This window comes from Deinococcus sonorensis KR-87, assembly GCF_040256395.1.
In the GTDB taxonomy this organism is placed as follows: Bacteria; Deinococcota; Deinococci; order Deinococcales; family Deinococcaceae; genus Deinococcus; species Deinococcus sonorensis.
Window position 1 is genome coordinate 315,419 of record NZ_CP158299.1, and the last position, 17,082, is coordinate 332,500.

Below are 17,082 nucleotides of genomic sequence, written 5' to 3' on the forward strand. Positions count from 1 at the left end.
CTCCTACTGCCCGGCCCGCACGCTGGCGCCGTCGGCCAGGCTGGGCGGCACCGGGCTGATCACCTGGGCGCCGGCCGTCAGCCCGCTCACCACCGCCTGCCCCTGAGACTCGGCCACCACCGTGACCGGCCGACGGCGGGCCACGCCGTCCTGCAGCACGTACACGGTGTTGGCTCCGGTGTCGTTCTGAATGGCGGTGGTGGGCACCAGCAGGCCGCCGCCCAGCCTCAGGCGGTAGCGCACCTGCACCGTGCCGCCCACCGGGAGGCTCGGCTGCCCGTCCAGCCGCACCCGGATCGGCACCAGCCGGTCGCTGCCGGCCACCTGCTCGCCCTCCCCTACCCGTCCGGTCAGCTTCTGGGCGCCGTAGCTGAGGTTGACGGCCGTGCCGGCGGGCAGCGCGGAGGCGTCGGCCGGGGACACCCCGAACTCCACTTTCAGGCTGCCCGGGTCCACCAGCCGGAAGGCGGTGCCGCCCGCCTGCAGGTACTCGCCCACCCCCACCGGCAGATCCGCCACCACCCCGGCGAAGGGGGCCCGGATCTGGGCGTGGCTGAGGTTCTGCTCGGCCTGCCGCACGCTCACCTCGGCGCTCGCCAGCTGGTTCTGCAGCAGCGCCGCACTGCCGGACCCGCTCTGGCCGTTCTGGCGCAGGGCGTTCTGCGCCCGCACCAGATCCGCCTGCGCCTGCGACAGCTGCGCCTCGCTGGCGGTCACGTCCGCGCGCGAGATGCCGCCCAGCGCCAGCAGTTCCCGGTTGGACCGGGCCGTCTGGCTGGCCTTGTCGTAGCTGGCCTGCGCCGCCTGCACGGCCGCGCGCAGCTGCGCCACGTCCTGGCCGGTGGTGCGGGTGCCCTGCTGCAGGTTGATGCGGGCGCTCTGGGCCTGCAGCCGGGCGCTCTCCAGGCTCTGGCGCAGGTCGGTGTCGTCCAGCTGCACGATCAGCTGCCCGGCGGTCACGGTGTCGCCCTCGCGCACCAGCAGCCGCTGCACCACGCCGCCGGTGCGGGCCGCCACCTTGCTGTCGCGGTCGGCCGTCACGGTGCCGCTCACGCTGCGCTCCACCGACAGCGGTCTGGACGTGGCGGCCACCACCTGTACCGGAATGGTCACGGTCTTGGCCGGCGCCGACGTCCAGGTTGTTGATGGTCGGGGCAGCTGCCGGGGTGCTGGCGGCCTCTCCCCCGGCGGGCCGCTGGCAGCCGGCCAGCAGCAGGCCCAGGCTCAGCACCGCGCCCAGCAGCGGCCGGCTCATCGGATCAGCCCGGTCAGGTCCTGACCGGCGGCCACCGACAGGCTGGCCAGCCCCTTCCAGACGTTGTCCTGGGCCTGCTGCAGCTGCAGCTGCGCCTGCTGCACGCTCACCTGCGCCTGCTGCACGTCCACCGCCGCCGCCGTGCCGGCCTTCAGGCGACTCTGGGTCTGCGCCAGGCTGGTCTGGGCGGTGCCCAGGCTGGCCCGCGCCAGGGTCAGCCGCTTCTGGGCATCGCTGGCCGTGCGCCAGGCGTCCTGCAGGGAGGTCTGGGCCCCCTTCTGGGCGTCCGACAGGGTGCGCTGGGCGTTGGCCAGCAGCGTGCGGGCGTCCTGCAGGGTGCGGGCCGGGGTGTAATCGTTGTCCGAAACCTGCACCTGCAGCTGCGCCGACTGCACCGCCTGACTCGCCTGCAGCAGCGAGCCGAGCCGGGTGTCCAGCCCCTGCTGCAGCGTGGCCAGCGAGGTGTTCAGGGCGGGCGGGGCCGGCAGCACCGTCAGGCGCAGCGGGCCGCTCAGGGCCAGCACGCGGGCCAACTGCGCCTGCGCCACCTGCTGCTGGGCGCGGGCGTTGGCAAGGTCCTGCTGGCTCTGGTTGAGGGTGTTCTGGGCCTTGGTCACGTCCAGGGTGGTGGCGGTGCCGGCGCGCTGCCGGGCCTGGGCAATCTGCAGGCTGCGGGTGTTGAGCGCCACCTGCGCGGTGTTCAGCTCCACCTGCAGCGCCAGCTCGGAGGCGGAGGCGTAGCTGCTCACCACCGAGCTCATCACGTTGAGCCGCGCGCTCTGCACGTTCAGCTGGGCGCTCTGCAGCCCCTGGGTCGCACTCAGCCGCTCGGTAACGAGGCTGGTGGGGTCCGCCTGGGTGGCGGTCTGCGTGGCCTGGGCCTTCTGCAGGTTGGCGCGGGCGGTGCTCACGTCGGGGCCAGCCTCCAGCGCGCGCGTCACGGCGGCGGCCAGCGTGAGGGGCGTGGAGGTGGACTGGGCGGCGGCCACGCCGAGGCCCAGCAGGGCAAACAGGGTCAGGGAACGGTTCATGGCTGGTCTCCAGGGATCGGTTCGGAAAGGGGAGCGTCCGGCAGCGTGATCAGGGCGGGCGAGAACTCCCCCACCGCCACCGACAGCCGCAGGCTGGCCAGGTAGGCGTCGCCGGTGGCCTGCTCCAGGGCGTTTCGGGCCTGCTGCACGTTGAGCTGCAGGCTCTTCAGCTGCAGCGGGGTGTCCAGCCCCGCCTGCAGCCGGGCCTGTCCGCTCGCCAGCGCCGTCTGGGCCCGCAGCAGGCCGGTCTGCAGGGCGGGCAGGGCGGCCAGCGCGTTCTGCAGCGCTAGCAGCTGCTGCCGGACGTCCAGCTCAGCACTCTGGCGGGCCGTCTGCAGCGAGAGTTCGGCACTGTCCAGACTGCTCTGGGCGCTCTGAATGGCGGTATCCGCGGCCCGGTCCAGCACAGCGAAATTGCCGGACAGGCCCAGCACCAGTGAATTTGGCTGGTCGACGCTCTGGAACGGTACCGTCACGTTGCCGCTCAGCACACCGGTCTTGACGTTCAGGCTGCCGCCGTACACGGTGCCGGTGGCGCTGCTGGTGGCCGAGCCCAGCTGGCCGTACTGCACGCTGGCACTCACGTTCGGCACGGCGCGGTCCCGGCGGGCGCTGTCCAGCGCCGCACGGGCGTCCTGCACGCTGCTCAGCGCCACCTGCACGTCCGGGCGCTGGCGCAGCGCCCCGGCGAGCAGTGAGTCCAGCGCGGCCGGCGCCCCTGGCGGGACCGGGCCGCTGCTCAGCTGCGGCGGCTGGGGCGGCAGCGGCAGGCCCAGGGTGCCGTACAGCAGGCGCAGCGCCAGATCCAGGCTGCCCTGCGCCTGCTGCAAGGCCGCCTGCCGCTGTTCAAGCGCCGAGCGGGCGTCCAGCAGCGCCTCCTGGGTGGTGAGTCCGGCGGCCCGCTGCTGCTGCGTGACCTGCAGCTGCTCGGCCGCCAGCCGCTGCTGGGCCTCCGCCAGCGTCGCCGCCTGCCGGGCGGCCCGCGCGGCCAGGTACTGCTGCACCACGTTCAGCGTCAGCGTCTGCTGGCTGCTCAGGCGGTTCAGACCGGCGCGCTCCACGGCCCGCCCGGCCTGCCGCACCGCGTCGGCGGCGCTGCTCCAGGGCAGCAGGTTCGCGCTGGCCTGCAGGTTCACGCTGCCGGAGGTCAGCCACGCGCCGTCGCTGGCCGGGGCCTTGAGGCGGTTCAGGTCGCCGCCCACCGACACACCCAGACCCGCGCGCGCCCGGGCGGCGTCCAGCGCCAGCTGCGCCGAGCGGAACTGCAGCTCGGCGCTGCGCCAGCCGGGCGCCTGCGGCAGGGCCGCGATCAGCTGCTGCAGCGTGACGCCGGAGGCGGCCTGTCCCTGGGCACTCCCTGCGCCCAGCAGCAATGCCAGCATCAGGGTGCGGCGGCTCATGGCTGCTCCTCGCCGCGCGCCTGGGCGCCGCACGGTGCCGCCGCCAGCTCCCGGCCCAGCTGCGGATAGCGCTGATGGTAGCCGTCCCGCAGCCGCTGCACGATGGCCAGATACTGTTGCAGGTCCTGATCGTCCAGGGTTCCGAACACATCCTCCTGGGTGCGCTGCCACGCGCGATTCACCTGCTGCAGCACGTCCTGGCCCTGCGGCGTCAGGCGCACCACCACCACCCGGCGGTCCTGCGGACTGGACGTGCGTTCCACCAAGCCGCGGGCCGTCATCCGGTCGATCAGGGAGGTGGCGGTGGCGGGCGGCAGGCTGAGCGCGCGGGTAAAGTCGCGCATGCTCAGGCCATCCGGGGAGGGGGTGCCGAGCTCCGGGTGCAGGCCGCCCAGCATGGTCAGCACCATCAGCTGCGGCATCTGCAGTTCCAGGTGCTGCAGCATGTCGCGAATCGCGTACTGCGCCAGCCACATCATCTCGCGGTGAATTTCCAGCACGCTGCCGATCACCTCCGCACGGCCTGCCGGAGGTGAGCCGTCCGCCAGGGAATTTGTTTCCAGTTCCGAACCTTTCACAACATGAATTATTCAGAAGCTGAAAGACCTGTCAAGCGTCGGCGGCTACAGTGGGGCGGCGGGCGATCTTCAGGTTGCCTGAGCTGTGTATTAAATACGTCAGATTTCTCACGCTACAATGCCGGTTGTGAACTTCTCCTCGCTCGCTCATCCGGTTCAGCGGCTCGACAGCCGGGGCGTCCGGGAGGGCGTGGACCGTGGGCCGGCGCAGTGGAACGGCCGCCTGGTGTTCGTCAAACGGCTGGTGAGCGATCAGCCGGAGCAGCGGCAGCGCTTCCGCCGCGAGGGCCGGGTACTGAGCCGGCTGCGGCATCCGCTAATTGTGCCGCTGCTGGACCAGGGGGAGCGGGAGCTGGTGTTTCCCATGATCGCGGGCGAGACGCTGCGCGAGCGCATCGAGCGCGGCCCGCTGAACGTCTGCGCCGCGCTGCAGCTGATGGCCGGGCTGCTGGACGCCCTGCAGTACATCCACCAGCAGGGCGTGGTGCACCACGACCTGAAGCCGGAGAACGTGATGCTGGTGGGCGGCCAGCTGAATGCCCGCAGCGTGCGGCTGATCGACTTCGGCATGGCCCACGATCCGTTGGACCCGGAAGACTCGAACTCGGTGGCCCGCATGGGCACGCCGCAGTTCATGCCGCCGGAGCAGTTTCAGGGCCGGCGCGGCGATCCGCGCAGCGACCTGTACGCGGCGGGCGTGCTGCTGTGGGACGCGCTGAGCGGCCAGATTCCGCACCCGGACGCGCTCGGCTGGCTGGTGGGCCTGCGCCCGGAACGCGGCCCCCTGCCGGGTCCGGCCGCGCTGCATCCGCTGCTGGAGCGCTGTCTGAGCCGCGACCCGGCCCAGCGGCCGCAGTCGGCCCTGGACCTGCGCGTGGCGCTGGACCGGCTGGCCCGCTCGATGTGATGGGACGACCCGTATGATTCTGGGCTTCAGCGGCAACCACTTTCTGGCCGAGGAGAAGGCGCGCGAGGTGATGCAGGCGCGCGGCCTGCCGCTGCGTGACCTGCCGCGCATCGGAGGCGACGACGTGCGGCTGGAGACGCTGGCTCCGCTGCTGGCCCCCTCGCTGTTCGGCGAGGCGGCGCTGCTGCTGGACCTGGAGGGCGTCAAGGTGCCGGCCGGGGTGATGGACCTGCTGGCAAGGTCGGGGGCCACCGTGGCGGTGCTGGACGCCACGCCCGCCGCCAGTCGCCTGAAGCTCTACGAAAAGCCGGGCGTGGGCGAACACTTTCCGAGCCCCGCTCCCAGCAAGCCGGGCGAGGTGCAGGGATGGGTCACGGCGCGGGCGCGGCAGCTGGGCCTGAAGCTGGACCGGGACGCCGCGCAGTACCTCGCGGAGGTGTTCGGCACCGACCTGGCGGGCATGGCGGCCGAGCTGAACAAACTGTCGCTGCTGGACGGCCCCCTCAACCGCGAGGCGGTGCAGCGGGTGGTGGGGCGCGAGCCGCCGGGCGACAGCTTCGCGATGCTGGGTGCCGCCACCTCCGGCCGGCCCGGCGAGGCGCTGCTGCAGCTGCGCCGGCTGCTGGCCAGCGGCGAGGACCCGTTCCGGCTGATGGGCGCGGTGGTGTGGCAGTACAGCCTGGTGGCGCGCTGCGTGGCGCTGCAGCAGGAGTCGGGCGGGCCGGTCAGCGAGGCGGTGGCGGCCCAGCGGCTGAACGTCAAACCGTACCCGGCCAAGAAGGCGCTGGAGGTGGCCCGCCGCCTGAATGAGCCGCGCATCCGCGCCCAGCTGGGGCGCATCCTGGACGCCGATCAGGCGATGAAGAGCGGTCAGGACGCCGGCGCGGTCATGGAGCGCCTGATCGTGCAGCTGAGCGTCTAGGCTCCCGCTAGATCAGAAAGATCCGCAGGCCCAGCCGCCGGCCCTCCGCCAGCAGCGCGTCGCGGGTGGCGGCCACCCGCTTCTCCTCTGCATGCTGCACGGTCAGCCGGGTGCGCTGCTGCAGGGTGGCGTCCTGGCCCTGCTGCACCGTGACCCGCGCGCCGGAGTGCTGCACCGCCTCGGCCTGCAGCAGCGCCTCCAGCTGGGCGGGCGAGGGGCTGGGCAGCACGCTCAGGTACTCGGTGTCCACGCCGCCCCTACGCTATCTGCCGCACGCCGCGCCGCCTCATCGCCCCACAGCCGGGCCGACAGCCCCAGCGTCACCTGCACCGCGCCCAGTCCACCCGGCGCACTCAGCAGGGGGCCGTCCTCCACCGGCTCGCCGGGCCGCACGTCGCCCGGCAGGTAGCCCCAGACGGTGTCGGCCAGCGCCGGGGTGACGCCCACCGCCCGGTCGGCCAGCAGGCCCGCCTCGCCGGCCAGCAGCATGCCACTGCCGCTGGCGCCCAGCGGGAGGCCCTGTCCGCGCGCCGCCTGCAGGAAGTCGCGCAGCAGCGGGTCACGGCCCGCCTTCTGGGCACCGTGGCCGCCCGGCACCAGCACGCCGGCCACCTCCGGCAGCGCCGCGAACATCACCTGCGGCGTGCTGACCAGCCCGCCGGCACACACCACGCTGTTGCGCGAGCGGGCCACCGTGCGGGCCGCCCCCTCGCCGCCCGCCAGCAGCAGCACGCCCAGCATCAGCCCCAGCTCCAGCTCGCTGACCCCGGGGTACATCAGCACCGCCACCAGCGGCCCCGGCAGCGCCTGCGGGTCCGGGTCCGGCGGCCCGCTCATGACCACAGGAACGGCCGCTCCAGACGGTAGCTGCGGCGGGCCAGCGGCGGCGCCACCGAGCCGGTCTCCAGCAGCCGGGCGATGGCCTCCTCCGACAACCGCTCCACCGTCTTCAGGTAAGACCGCACCGCCTCCAGCCGGTCGAAGCGCCGGGGGTGCGGATCGGTGGCGGTGTAGAGGTCGATCCACTGCACCTAGAGCTCCCGTAGGTCTTCCCACAGCTGCCAGCCGACCCCCGGCGGGGTGGCCTCCAGCAGCGGCCCCAGCACCTCACTCACCACCTGGGCGTCCTGATGCAGCGCTTCCGGGCCAGGGCGTTCCTCGTACACGCGCAGGACCGTGAACTGATAGAAGGTCTGCCCGGCGGTCGGCTCCCCGTTCTCGAAGAAGGCGAAGGGAGCGACCACACTGTCCCACAGCACGTAGGCCTCGTCCAGTTCGCGCGGCAGATAGGACTCCAGGTCCAGTTCATCCTGCGCCGGATGCCACAGGTAGCCCTGCAGGAGGCGCACGGCAGCGCGGCCTTGAGCGTCAGTCACGGCCTCACTCTAGCGAAAAACCGGCGACAGCACGCGCACACTCAGGACACCGGCCCCGTACCGTTCAGCCACGCCCCCAGGCGCCGCTCGAAGTCACCGTGCTGCTCGTGGTGATACAGCAGGCCGTGAAAGCCCGCCTGCTCGGCCGCGTCGATGTTCTCCTGCACATCGTCCACGAAGGCCACCTGACCGGCCGGCACCCCCATCGCCTGCTCCAGCGCCGCGAACGAGCGGGGGTCCGGCTTCTTGACGCCGATCAGGTTGCTGAAGACCGGCCGGTGAAAGCGGGCAAAGGCGGGCCGAGATTGCAGGTGCTCGCTTACCACCGGGTAGTTGTTGCTCAGCAGCCCCGCCCGGACGTCCCCGGGCAGCCGCGCCAGCAGGTCGTACATCGGGGGGTTGTCCTGAATGCTGCCCAGGTACAGCTGCTCGAAGTCCGCATACCCGAAGGCTGGGTCGGCCCCGATCTCCCTGGCCATGACTGTCCAGAACTGCGGCAGGGTCCAGGCACCCACCTCCAGCTGCCGGACATGCCGGAAATAACTGTCGCGCACCCGCTGTACGTCCAGGCCCAGCCGGGCGGCCAGTCGCCCGGTGCTGCGCCCGTCAAAGGTTCCGATGGTGAACACGCCGCCCCAGTCGAAGGCCACGTGCCGCCGCGATGCCACATCACTCATGCCCGCCATTGTGCCGCCTGACGTCAGTGGCCGTCCGTGCGCCCTCTAGCCCGCCTGATCTTCCAGCAGCAGGCCACGCCGGGTCCAGGCCTGCACGTTCAGCTGCCGCACCGTCTGGAAGACCCGCTGCCAGTCGCTGGCCTGGGTCAGCCGCACGCCGCGGCCGTTGCGCTGCACCTGGGTGCGATGCGCCTCCAGCAGCGCCTCCGGGGTGGCGCCCAGCACCAGCCGGGCATCAATCTCCTCGCTCTGGGTCAGGGCGAAGGGCACGCTGGCCGTGCTGCTCACCACCGCCGCCATGCCGCTGGCCCGGTCGCGCAGCAGCGTGGCAGCCACCACAAACGGCTCCGGACCGCTGGGCGAACTGGGCGTCTCGCTCCAGCGCAGCGCCACCGCCACGTCCGGGACCAGCAGATAGGCGCGTTGATGCCGCACCTCCGGCAGGCCCGGCAGGTAATACACGCCCAGATCCTGCCCGCCCAGCTGTTCCAGCCCGGCCCTCAGGCGGGCCAGCTGCCGCGACGCCTCCGGGGTGGCGCCCCAGCCACGCTCTGGCTGTGGCTCAAAGGTCAGCTCGGTCAGGATGTCGCGGCCCGGAACGCTGCGGCCGGCCAAGCGCGCCTGCCCCACCTCCGGCAGCAGCCGCTGCGCCGCACCCTCGCCCAGCAGCAGTTGCAGTTCCTCGGCGGTCAGGGCGGCCAGGTTCAGGCGGGGCGACACAGGCGCTCATTGTAGCAGCGCGGTGGCCGGACCTCGTGCGCCAGCATGTTTATGCAGCGGACGCTGCCGTGTCCTGCCCCAGCCGCATCTCTTTGCACGGCTGAGGCATAGCTGGTCCGGGCCGCTAGTGTGAGTTCATGAACCTCTCGATTCTGGGTATTCCGATGGATCTGGGCGCCGGTCGCCGCGGCGTGGACATGGGACCGAGTGCCCTGAGAAACGCCCGGCTGGCCGGCGCGCTGCGGGCACTGGGGCATCACGTGCACGATCTGGGCGACGTGCCGGTGGCGGCGCCGGAGACGGCCGACCGCCACGAGCATCAGGGCCTGGTGTTCCGCGACAGCATCCTGAGCGCCTGCCGCGCCACCTACCAGCAACTGGCCGCGCTGCCGGAAACGGTCTTCCCCATCAGCCTCGGCGGGGACCACTCGGTCAGCATGGGCACGGTGGCGGGGGCAGCGCGCGGTCAGCGCACCGGCCTGATCTGGGTAGACGCCCACACCGACTACAACACACCGCAGAGCAGCGAATCCGGCAACATCCACGGCATGCCGGTGGCGCACCTGACCGGCCTGGGCGACCCGGAGCTGAGCAGCATCGGCGGAGCGTGGCGGCTGCGCCCGGAGGACATCGTGATGATCGGCATCCGCAGCGTGGACCGGGCCGAGCGGGAACTGGTGCGGCAGGCGGGCATCAAGATCTACACCATGAAGGACGTGGATCAGCTGGGCATCTCGCGAATCGCCGCCGAGACGCTGGAGCGCCTGAGCGGGACCGAACGGCTGCACGTCTCCTTTGACGCCGACGCCCTGGACCCCAGCGTGGCGCCCGGCGTGGGCACCCCGGTGCCGGGCGGCCTGAGCTACCGTGAGGGCCACCTGCTGATGGAGCTGCTGTCCGAGTCGCAGCGCGTGACCAGCCTGGACCTGGTGGAGGTGAATCCGGCCCTCGATACCCGTAACGCCACCGCCGAGGTGATGGTGGGCATGGCCGCCAGCCTGCTGGGGCAGCAGATCATGTGAGATCAGGGCTGAACCGTGCCCAGCGCCTGAACACGCGTCCCTGAACAGCAGAAGCCCCCGGTCACTGGCCGGGGGCTTCTGCGCTGGACTGTCAGTCCAGAATGCGCTTCAGGTGCAGGTAGATCTCGTACCAGTCACCTTTGTCGCGGGGACGCTTGCCACGCAGCTCAATGCGCGACAGGGTGCGGACCCAGTCGGGGGTCAGGTGGCCGCCCAGCACCGGGTCGGCCACCAGATCGGCCAGCCCCTTGGGCAGCGAGCCCTCGCTGTTCTGACCGTAGAACTCGACCCCTTCCAGCAGGTCGTGCACCGAGATGCGGTACGCCCCGGCCAGCGTCTGGAGGGTGTCCAGGCTTGGGTTGGTGCGTCCACGCTCCAGGTCAGAAAGATAAGGCACACTGATCCCGGCCGTCTCGGCGACGTCCTTCAGCCGCAGCCCGCGTTCACTGCGCAGCTCGCGCAACCGTTCATGTAGTTTCATCTCCACCTCCTTGGCTTGGCTGCGGCGACCTTCACGTCGCTCGCCTGACCCGTCTCCTGCAGCTCGCCGCACTTGGCTATTTGCAGAATTCGGGTCATGTGATCGGAGTGTAGCACCGGCCTGGAATCCGGTCAAGACAGAATACGCCGCTCCGCTTCTTGATTTTGCCGAAGCGATACGTTAGCATCGTAACCAGAAGCAGGATTTCGGAGGGAAAGTATGCGCGTACTGGAAGTGATCGCGGAAAGCATCAAGGTCGGTCAGGCCCACCCCACCGTGGTGCTGAACACGCTGATCGAGACCGAGAACGGAGGTGGACTGGGTGCCGTGCGTCAGCTGGAGCGCCAGCTTTCGCTCAGCGCCCGGTCGCTGGAGGCCCGTCAGCATCCCCACCACGCGCTGGCCCAGGCCTGGCTGAATGCCACCCGCGCCTATCTGATCACGCAGGCAGAGCACCGCCGGGCCGTCTGAACACCGGCAAGCAGAAGGGGGAAGGCCAAAAGCGCCTTCCCCCTTCTGCTTGCTGCTGCCGTTCAATCCAGGCGGTAGATGTCGGTGTACTTCTGCTCCAGATACTGCACGTAACTGTCCGCGCTGAGCGGCCGGCCGGTGGCCTGCACAGTCAGCTCCACCGGCGTCAGGCTGCGGCCGTACTGGTGCACGTTGGTTACCAACCACTCGCGCAGCAGGCCATACTCGGCCTGCTGCACCTCTGCCTCGATGGCCGGGTCCTGGCGGGCGGCGTCCAGCAGCTGCACACTCAGCAGGTTGCCGAGCGTATAGGTCGGGAAGTACCCGATCAGGCCGGCCGACCAGTGCACGTCCTGCAGCACGCCATGCGCGTCATCGGGCGGGGTGATGCCCAGGAACTCCTGCATCCGGGCATTCCAGGCCTCCGGCAGGTCCCGCACCTGCAGGGTGCCTTCCAGCAGGCTCAGCTCCAGCTCGAAGCGCAGCATGATGTGGAAGTTGTAGGTGACCTCGTCGGCCTCCACCCGGATCAGATCCGGGCGCACCCGGTTGACGGCCCGGTACATCGATTCGGCGTCCTGCCCCTGCGCCACCTCCGGGGCCACCGCCGCCAGCTCCGGAAAGTAGCGCTGCCAGAAGGGCCGCGACCGGGCCAGCAGGTTCTCGAACATCCGCGACTGGCTCTCGTGAACACCCAGGCTGGCGCCCCGGCCCAACGGCGTGCGCTCCCACTCGGCCCCCACCCCGTGCTCGTACATGGCGTGGCCGGTCTCGTGCCAAGTCCCGAACAGGCTCATCGGGAAGTAGGTCTCGTCGAAGCGGGTGGTGATCCGCAGGTCATTGCGGCTGAAGTTGATCTGGAACGGGTGAGCCGATACATCCAGCCGTGCGAAGTCCGGCAGCAGCCCAAACGCCTCGCGCGCCACCTTCAGGCTGAACTCGCGCTGGGCTGCCGCTGAAAATGGTCGGCGCAGCACCGTGTAGTCGGCCGCGTCCCCGGCCGCCGTGATGCGGCGCAGCAGCGGCAGCGTGCGGTCGCGCAGATCGGCGAAGACGCTCCGCACCTCCGCCGCCCGCATGCCCGGCTCGTACTCGTCCAGCAGCGCGTCGTAGGGATGGTCCTGATACCCGATCAGGTCCGCGGTGCGCCGGGCGAAGTCCATCATCCGCTCCAGATGCGGTGCGAACAGCTGAAAGTCCGAGGCAGAGCGGGCGGCCACCCAGGCGTGGTGCGCCTCGCTCTGGGCCAGGGTCCGCGCCTCCACGAACTCGGTGGGCAGGCGCCCGGCCCGTTCATAGTCGCGCCGTCGTCACCGTCACCAGCCGCCGGTCGGCGTCGCTGCCCGGCTGCGCGGCGTCCAGCAGTTCGCCCAGACGCGGCGCGGTGAACATCGTGTGTCCCAACCCGGCGAGTGTGGCCAGCTGCTGGCCACGCACCGGAGCTGCCGCCGGAGGCATTTGGGTCTCCTGATCCCACGACATCAGCGCTTCCGCCGCATTCAGATCCGAAACTTGCCCCAGCAGCTGCCGCAATTCGTTCATGCTCATGGCCGCAGGCTAGCGCGGGCCGCCGCTGCCTCCGCCATATGGCGGATCAATCGCTACTGCCAGCGTTCCCGCGTCCCGGCCGCCTCGCCCAGCAGCAGCGGACGCAACTCACCGATCAGGTAGAGGCTGCCACAGGCCACACTCAGGCCGGGTGGCAGCAGCCCCAGCGCCTCTTGCGGGCTGCCGGCCAGCTGCACCGGCACCTGAAAGAGCGGCGCCAGGCTGGCAGGATCGGCGGCGCGTGGGCTGAGCTGGGCACGCGTCAGGATCACCGAGGCCATCACCGGCCGAAGCTGCTCCACCACGCCCGCCACGTCCTTGTCGGCCGCGCTGCCGAACACGAACGGGAGCGGCGGCACCGCCAGCGCCTGCAGCGCCGCAGACAACGCCGCCGCTCCGTCCGGATTGTGCGCGCCGTCGAGCAACACCTCGCGGCCCTGCCAGCTCAGCCGTTCCATCCGGCCCGGCCAGCGGACCGTGCGCGCTCCGGTGGCGATGGCGGCCTCATCCAGGCCCAGCCGCTGGGCCGCCAGCGCCGCCAGCGCCGCATTCCGGGCACCATGTTCGCCCAACAGGGGCGTCTGAAACGACAGGAGGCCACCCGGCGAACGGAGCCGCACTTCCCAGCCGCTCCAGCCGAGCGGCCGGGCCTCCAGCTGCGCCTCCCTGTCCAGCGCCCAGAGGTCAGCGCCCCGGCGGTCCAGCAGCGGCCACAGCGCCGCGGCCACCCCAGTGACCGCCGGACGCCCGGTCCGCAGGATGCCCGCCTTCTCGGTGGCGATGGCCTCGTGCGTGTGGCCCAGCAGATCGGTGTGGTCCAGGCCCACCGAAGTGATGACGCTCAGCACCGGCTCCAGCGCGTTGGTGGCATCAAGCCGCCCACCCAAGCCCACCTCCATCACAGCCAGCTCTACCCCAGCTTCGGCAAACAGCACACAGCCGAGCGCCACCACGATCTCGAAGAAGCTGGCCTCCAGCCCTTCGGCGAGCGGCCGCACCCGGCCCAGCGCGGCCAGCACCGTGGCTTCCGGCAATTCTTGCCCATCTACCAAGAAGCGTTCCTGAAAGTGGGTCAGGTGTGGGCTGGTAAAGAGACCGGTCCGCTGGCCTCCGGCAGTGAGCATGCTGGCCAGCGTAGCCGAGGTGCTGCCTTTGCCGTTGGTGCCCCCTACCAGCACGGCCCGGAAGGCCTGCTGCGGATCACCCAGCCGCTGCAGCAGGGCCCGCACCCGTGTCAGGCCCGGGTGAATGCCCACCCGTTGCCGGGCATACAGCCAGTCCAGGTCAGTGGACATCCGGCCTCAGCCCTGGGCGGCGAAGTGCGCTTCCAGTGTCGGCACCACCTGCTTCTTGCGGCTGATGCGCGCGCCCAGGTCCGCCACGTCATCGGCCGTCGGGGCCCCGAAGGCTGCCTGCACCACCTGCGCCTCCGTCCCAGAGGGCACCAGGGTGCGGTTCGTCTCGTTCAGGATGTCCACCACGCTCAGCAGCACCCCCGTCAGCCCGGACGCTTCCTTCTCACGGCGCATGGCCTCCAGCAGCTCTGGCTGGCGCCCAAAGACGTAGCCGGGATTGGTGGTCTCGATCACGCCCAGGCCCCAGCGCTGCCCATCAGCCCCGAAGGGAAACACCTTGTAATCCATCTGAAGCAGCTGATCGGCCGGCGTGTCGCCCAGGTCGCTCTTGGCCGCAAACATCTGCATGGCGTAGCCGGTCACGTCATCAATGCCAGCAATGGGGGCCAGGAACGCCACCGCCTCGCGGTCCTGGGCCGTGGTGGTCGGGCTGCGGAATTCCAGTGTGTCGCTCAGGATGGCGCTCAACATCAGCCGCGCATCCAGCGGCTCCACCGTCAGTCCAGCCTCCCGGTGCAGCTTCAGCAGCAGCGTCGCGGTGCAGCCGAGCGGCTCGAAGCGCAGCGTCGCCGGCTGGCTGGTGGTCAGGTCGCCCAACTTGTGGTGATCCACCACGTGCGTAACGCTCAGCTCCGCCAGACCCGGCAGGCTCTGGGCGCTCTCATTGTGGTCCACCAGGGCCACCTCGCTGCCTGCCGGCAGATCGGTCAGCAGCGGCGGCACCTCCTGCCCTGCCTGAACCAGAACAAAACGCGTCTCATTGTTGGGCTCGCCCAGCCGGTAGGCCGTGGCCGTCACACCCTGGCGGCTGAGCAGCCGGGCATAGACCAGGGCGGAAGTGATGGCGTCGGTGTCGGGGTTCAGGTGTCCAAATACAGCGGTCATGCCAGCAATTCTACCTGCCAATCTTGCAGACAGGCGGCTCCCCAAAGCAAAACCCCCGCCGAAGCGGGGGCCATGCAGCCGCAGAGCGGCGGGGGTAAGCAGCTGAGCCAGTAAGGCTTAGAAGCTGACCTTGTAGCTGATCTTGAAGGTCTGGCCCACCGCGGCAGCGCCACCGGCGACACCGGCCGGGTTGACGGCGATCTGGTCGCCCGCCGCGTTGGTCTGGCTGAGGGTGTAACGGCCGTAGGCGAAGGCCAGGTCGTAGTAGTTGACCTCACCGTACAGACCGTTCTGGTTGGTGGTGACGCCGTTGGGGTCATCGGCGTAGAAGCCGGCCGTTCCCGCTGCATCCGCCGCAGGTACGTACGGGGTGTACGCACGGTTGACCGTGCGCAGACCGGCATAGTAGACCGCGAACTTGGTGTTGGGCAGCAGGAAGGAGTTCAACTTCACGCCCGCCACGTACTTCAGGCCGCTGGCCGTGTAGTTGGCCGTCGCCGCACCGTAGTCGTACGCACGGCTATAGTAGCCGACCTGACCTTCCAGGCTGGGCGCAAACAGAACCGGCAGAGTGTCGGTCGTGACCTTGGCGCCCACCGCGAAGGCGGTGCTGTTGGGGGTGCCAGCCGCCACGTCGGCCGCAGCATAGCGGTCGATGCCGAAGGCGCCCTTGACGTTGACGTTGGCGATGCCCAGCTTGGTGCCGTACAGCGCGTCGCCGTAGATGTAGCTGTTGCTGTAGGTGCTGGTGACGTTACGGTAGCGGCCGGCGTAGCCAAAGCGCAGGTCGAGGTTCTTGACCAGGGCGTTGGCGTCCTTACCGCTGTGCGAAAGCTCAACGCCATACTCGGTGTAGCAGTTCTTGTCGCTGAAGCTGGCCTGGCTGAAGGTCAGGGCGCCGCCCACAGCATCCACATCGCTGCCGTTGATGCCGGGGTGCTGGTCGCCACAGCCACTCTGGTTGGTGAAGTCGTTCCCCGTGATGGCGAAGTAGCTGTTGTACACGCCGGTCTGGAACAGCCCATTGTCGCTCTGGGTGGCAGCACCACCGCGGGTCCCGGTCAGGCTGACGTGACGGTAGTAAGCTCCGAGCGAAAGCGCGAAGGGGGCACTCACGTCGGCGCGCACGCTGTAACGCGAGCCTTGATCGCCCGCCGTACCGGCCACCACCGGGGCAGCCGTACCGGTCAGCAGCTCCTCAAAGCCGCCGCGCACGGTCACCAGGTTGAAGAGGCTCACGCGGGCCGAGGCGCCACGCTCCACGATGGCCGTGGGGTCGGTCGCGGTGGCGAAGGGGTTGCCAAACGGCTTGGAGGTGGTGCCAACGCTGTTGTTGACGTAGGCGCCCACCGCAACCGGCCCCAGCACAGTTGCAATCTTGGCACCAAACCCGCTGCGGCCGGCCTTGTAAGGCGCGGTGCTGCCGTTGTCGGTGTCGGTCGGGTTGGCTTCCATAATGCCGGCCAGCGCACCGTAGTTGCTGGTCACAGTCCGGTAGTTCAGGTCGTAGATCTTGACCGGACCCACCGAGCCGCTGGTCTTGATGTAGTACTCGCTGGCGATGTCAAGGTCGCCGGCGTAGGGCTTGATGCGGCTCAGGGCGTACTCGCTGTCCACCTGGAAGCCAGCAATCGCGCCGTGCAGGTCCGCGCCGAAAGCCGTCACGTCGCGAGCGCTGACGCCAGTCGCGAAAGCGTCGCCACCTTCCTGCGCCGCGTGGATACCGAAGGTCAGGGTACCGATCGGGGTGATCTGGGCGCGTACACCACGGTAGTACAGGTTGTCGCTGTTGGCGCCAGACTTGCTGCCATAGACGGCCTTGATGATCGGCTTGAAGGCGCCGAAGACCGGCAGCGTGCTGCCGTCCACCGTCACAATGAAGCCATCGCCACGACCGGTCTTGTCGTTGTCGAACAGATAGTCGCCGAACTTGAACTTCTGGCCACGACCAAAGTCCACGATGACCGGCGTGTTACCAACGGTGAAGTTGGCGGTAGCGTTCTTGAAGTAGAAGAACAGAGGGCGGTAGGTGTTGCCATCGCCAGCGCTGTACAGGTCGGGGTACACCGCGCTCGCCGGAGAACCGGCGGGGTTGGTCCCAGCCGCTGCCGTCGTGGTGGCGTCGCTCGGGTAGCCAGCGCGCACGCCGAAGGTCACGTCCAGCTTGTTGACGTTCAGGCCGCCAGCCGAAGGCACCAGCCAGCCGGTCTTGCCGCTCGTGCCGGAGCCGAGGCTGCCGCTGTTGGTAAAGTCGATGGTGAAGTTCAGTGCCGTCTGGCCCTCAACGTGGGCCGCGCCGGGGCCGGTCGCAAAGCCGTACGCGCCAAGGTTCGGAGTCACCGACACCAGCGTGGAGCCGGTGGGAGCAACGTAGTCGGCCGGGTCACCAGTTCCGGTCACAGTCGTTACAACGCCCGTGGTGTTGTCCCGGATGGTCGCAGTGAAGTTGTTGTT

The 17,082-nt window shown here is 69.9% G+C and carries 20 protein-coding genes (1 of these 20 running past the window's edge); 4 read left to right on the forward strand and 16 right to left on the reverse strand.

Annotated elements, in window-relative coordinates:
* Positions 1–3 precede the first annotated feature (3 nt).
* From ABOD76_RS06865 to ABOD76_RS06880, 4 genes are all read right to left on the reverse strand, one after another.
* Positions 4–1,113 (reverse strand): efflux RND transporter periplasmic adaptor subunit, encoded by a 1,110-nt coding sequence (locus tag ABOD76_RS06865; protein WP_350244060.1) that lies wholly within the window; start codon positions 1,111–1,113, stop codon positions 4–6.
* Between the two features lie 138 nt (positions 1,114–1,251).
* Complete coding sequence (locus ABOD76_RS06870; protein WP_350244061.1) at positions 1,252–2,286, reverse strand: TolC family protein; 1,035 nt, start codon at positions 2,284–2,286, stop codon at positions 1,252–1,254.
* A complete protein-coding gene (locus tag ABOD76_RS06875) occupies positions 2,283–3,686 on the reverse strand; it encodes a TolC family protein (protein ID WP_350244062.1) in 1,404 nt (467 codons plus the stop codon). The genes ABOD76_RS06870 and ABOD76_RS06875 overlap by 4 nt, the downstream gene beginning before the upstream one ends.
* Positions 3,683–4,264: a MarR family winged helix-turn-helix transcriptional regulator gene (locus ABOD76_RS06880; RefSeq protein WP_350244063.1), complete on the reverse strand. Its 582-nt coding sequence runs from the start codon at positions 4,262–4,264 to the stop codon at positions 3,683–3,685. Before ABOD76_RS06880 ends, ABOD76_RS06875 begins: the two co-directional genes overlap by 4 nt.
* A 127-nt stretch (positions 4,265–4,391) precedes the next feature.
* On the opposite strand from ABOD76_RS06880, the gene ABOD76_RS06885 reads away from it, so the two are divergent.
* Together ABOD76_RS06885 and holA are read left to right on the forward strand one after the other, a co-directional pair.
* Entirely contained in the window at positions 4,392–5,171 is a 780-nt protein-coding gene (locus tag ABOD76_RS06885) for a serine/threonine-protein kinase (RefSeq protein ID WP_350244064.1), read from the forward strand.
* 13 nt (positions 5,172–5,184) lie between these two features.
* The gene (gene holA, locus ABOD76_RS06890) at positions 5,185–6,093 is read left to right on the forward strand and encodes a DNA polymerase III subunit delta (RefSeq protein WP_350244065.1); all 909 of its coding nucleotides are present in this window, start codon (positions 5,185–5,187) and stop codon (positions 6,091–6,093) included.
* Between the two features lie 7 nt (positions 6,094–6,100).
* Here the strand turns inward: holA and ABOD76_RS06895 are convergent, their stop codons facing one another.
* The 6 genes from ABOD76_RS06895 to ABOD76_RS06920 are packed head-to-tail and all read right to left on the reverse strand — an operon-like array spanning position 6,101 to position 8,866.
* Positions 6,101–6,343: a hypothetical protein gene (locus tag ABOD76_RS06895; RefSeq protein WP_350244066.1), complete on the reverse strand. Its 243-nt coding sequence runs from the start codon at positions 6,341–6,343 to the stop codon at positions 6,101–6,103.
* Positions 6,325–6,930 (reverse strand): DJ-1/PfpI family protein, encoded by a 606-nt coding sequence (locus ABOD76_RS06900; protein WP_350244067.1) that lies wholly within the window; start codon positions 6,928–6,930, stop codon positions 6,325–6,327. The genes ABOD76_RS06895 and ABOD76_RS06900 overlap by 19 nt, the downstream gene beginning before the upstream one ends.
* Positions 6,927–7,124, reverse strand: coding sequence for a hypothetical protein (locus tag ABOD76_RS06905; RefSeq protein ID WP_350244068.1), 198 nt, complete (start codon positions 7,122–7,124; stop codon positions 6,927–6,929). Before ABOD76_RS06905 ends, ABOD76_RS06900 begins: the two co-directional genes overlap by 4 nt.
* Positions 7,125–7,469, reverse strand: coding sequence for a DUF3208 domain-containing protein (locus ABOD76_RS06910; protein ID WP_350244069.1), 345 nt, complete (start codon positions 7,467–7,469; stop codon positions 7,125–7,127).
* Positions 7,470–7,510: 41 nt separating this feature from the next.
* The gene (locus ABOD76_RS06915) at positions 7,511–8,146 is read right to left on the reverse strand and encodes an HAD family hydrolase (RefSeq protein WP_350244070.1); all 636 of its coding nucleotides are present in this window, start codon (positions 8,144–8,146) and stop codon (positions 7,511–7,513) included.
* A gap of 45 nt (positions 8,147–8,191) precedes the next feature.
* Positions 8,192–8,866, reverse strand: a complete 675-nt coding sequence (locus tag ABOD76_RS06920; protein ID WP_350244072.1) for a hypothetical protein — start codon at positions 8,864–8,866, stop codon at positions 8,192–8,194.
* Between the two features lie 137 nt (positions 8,867–9,003).
* Here ABOD76_RS06920 and rocF point away from each other — a divergent pair, with 137 nt between their 5' ends.
* Positions 9,004–9,888 (forward strand): arginase, encoded by an 885-nt coding sequence (rocF, locus tag ABOD76_RS06925; protein ID WP_350244073.1) that lies wholly within the window; start codon positions 9,004–9,006, stop codon positions 9,886–9,888.
* A 91-nt stretch (positions 9,889–9,979) separates the two neighbouring features.
* Here the strand turns inward: rocF and ABOD76_RS06930 are convergent, their stop codons facing one another.
* On the reverse strand, positions 9,980–10,369 hold the full coding sequence (locus tag ABOD76_RS06930; protein ID WP_350244074.1) for a helix-turn-helix domain-containing protein: 390 nt from the start codon (positions 10,367–10,369) through the stop codon (positions 9,980–9,982).
* Between the two features lie 219 nt (positions 10,370–10,588).
* Between ABOD76_RS06930 and ABOD76_RS06935 the strand changes: the two genes are divergently transcribed.
* Positions 10,589–10,840 (forward strand): hypothetical protein, encoded by a 252-nt coding sequence (locus ABOD76_RS06935; RefSeq protein ID WP_350244075.1) that lies wholly within the window; start codon positions 10,589–10,591, stop codon positions 10,838–10,840.
* 62 nt (positions 10,841–10,902) lie between these two features.
* On the opposite strand, the gene ABOD76_RS06940 is transcribed toward ABOD76_RS06935, so the two are convergent.
* The 5 genes from ABOD76_RS06940 to ABOD76_RS06960 form a co-directional block, all read right to left on the reverse strand.
* Positions 10,903–12,105, reverse strand: a complete 1,203-nt coding sequence (locus tag ABOD76_RS06940) for a carboxypeptidase M32 (RefSeq protein ID WP_350244076.1) — start codon at positions 12,103–12,105, stop codon at positions 10,903–10,905.
* Between the two features lie 28 nt (positions 12,106–12,133).
* A complete protein-coding gene (locus ABOD76_RS06945; protein WP_350244077.1) occupies positions 12,134–12,388 on the reverse strand; it encodes a hypothetical protein in 255 nt (84 codons plus the stop codon).
* A 53-nt stretch (positions 12,389–12,441) separates the two neighbouring features.
* The gene (locus tag ABOD76_RS06950; protein ID WP_350244078.1) at positions 12,442–13,683 is read right to left on the reverse strand and encodes a bifunctional folylpolyglutamate synthase/dihydrofolate synthase; all 1,242 of its coding nucleotides are present in this window, start codon (positions 13,681–13,683) and stop codon (positions 12,442–12,444) included.
* Positions 13,684–13,689: 6 nt separating this feature from the next.
* On the reverse strand, positions 13,690–14,628 hold the full coding sequence (locus ABOD76_RS06955; protein WP_350244079.1) for a manganese-dependent inorganic pyrophosphatase: 939 nt from the start codon (positions 14,626–14,628) through the stop codon (positions 13,690–13,692).
* A 117-nt stretch (positions 14,629–14,745) separates the two neighbouring features.
* A protein-coding gene (locus ABOD76_RS06960; RefSeq protein ID WP_350244080.1) for an S-layer homology domain-containing protein crosses the window boundary here: on the reverse strand, positions 14,746–17,082 show its 3' portion. 930 nt of this gene lie beyond the right edge of the window; the window shows 2,337 of its 3,267 coding nt (coding positions 931–3,267); its start codon lies off the right edge, out of view; the stop codon is at positions 14,746–14,748.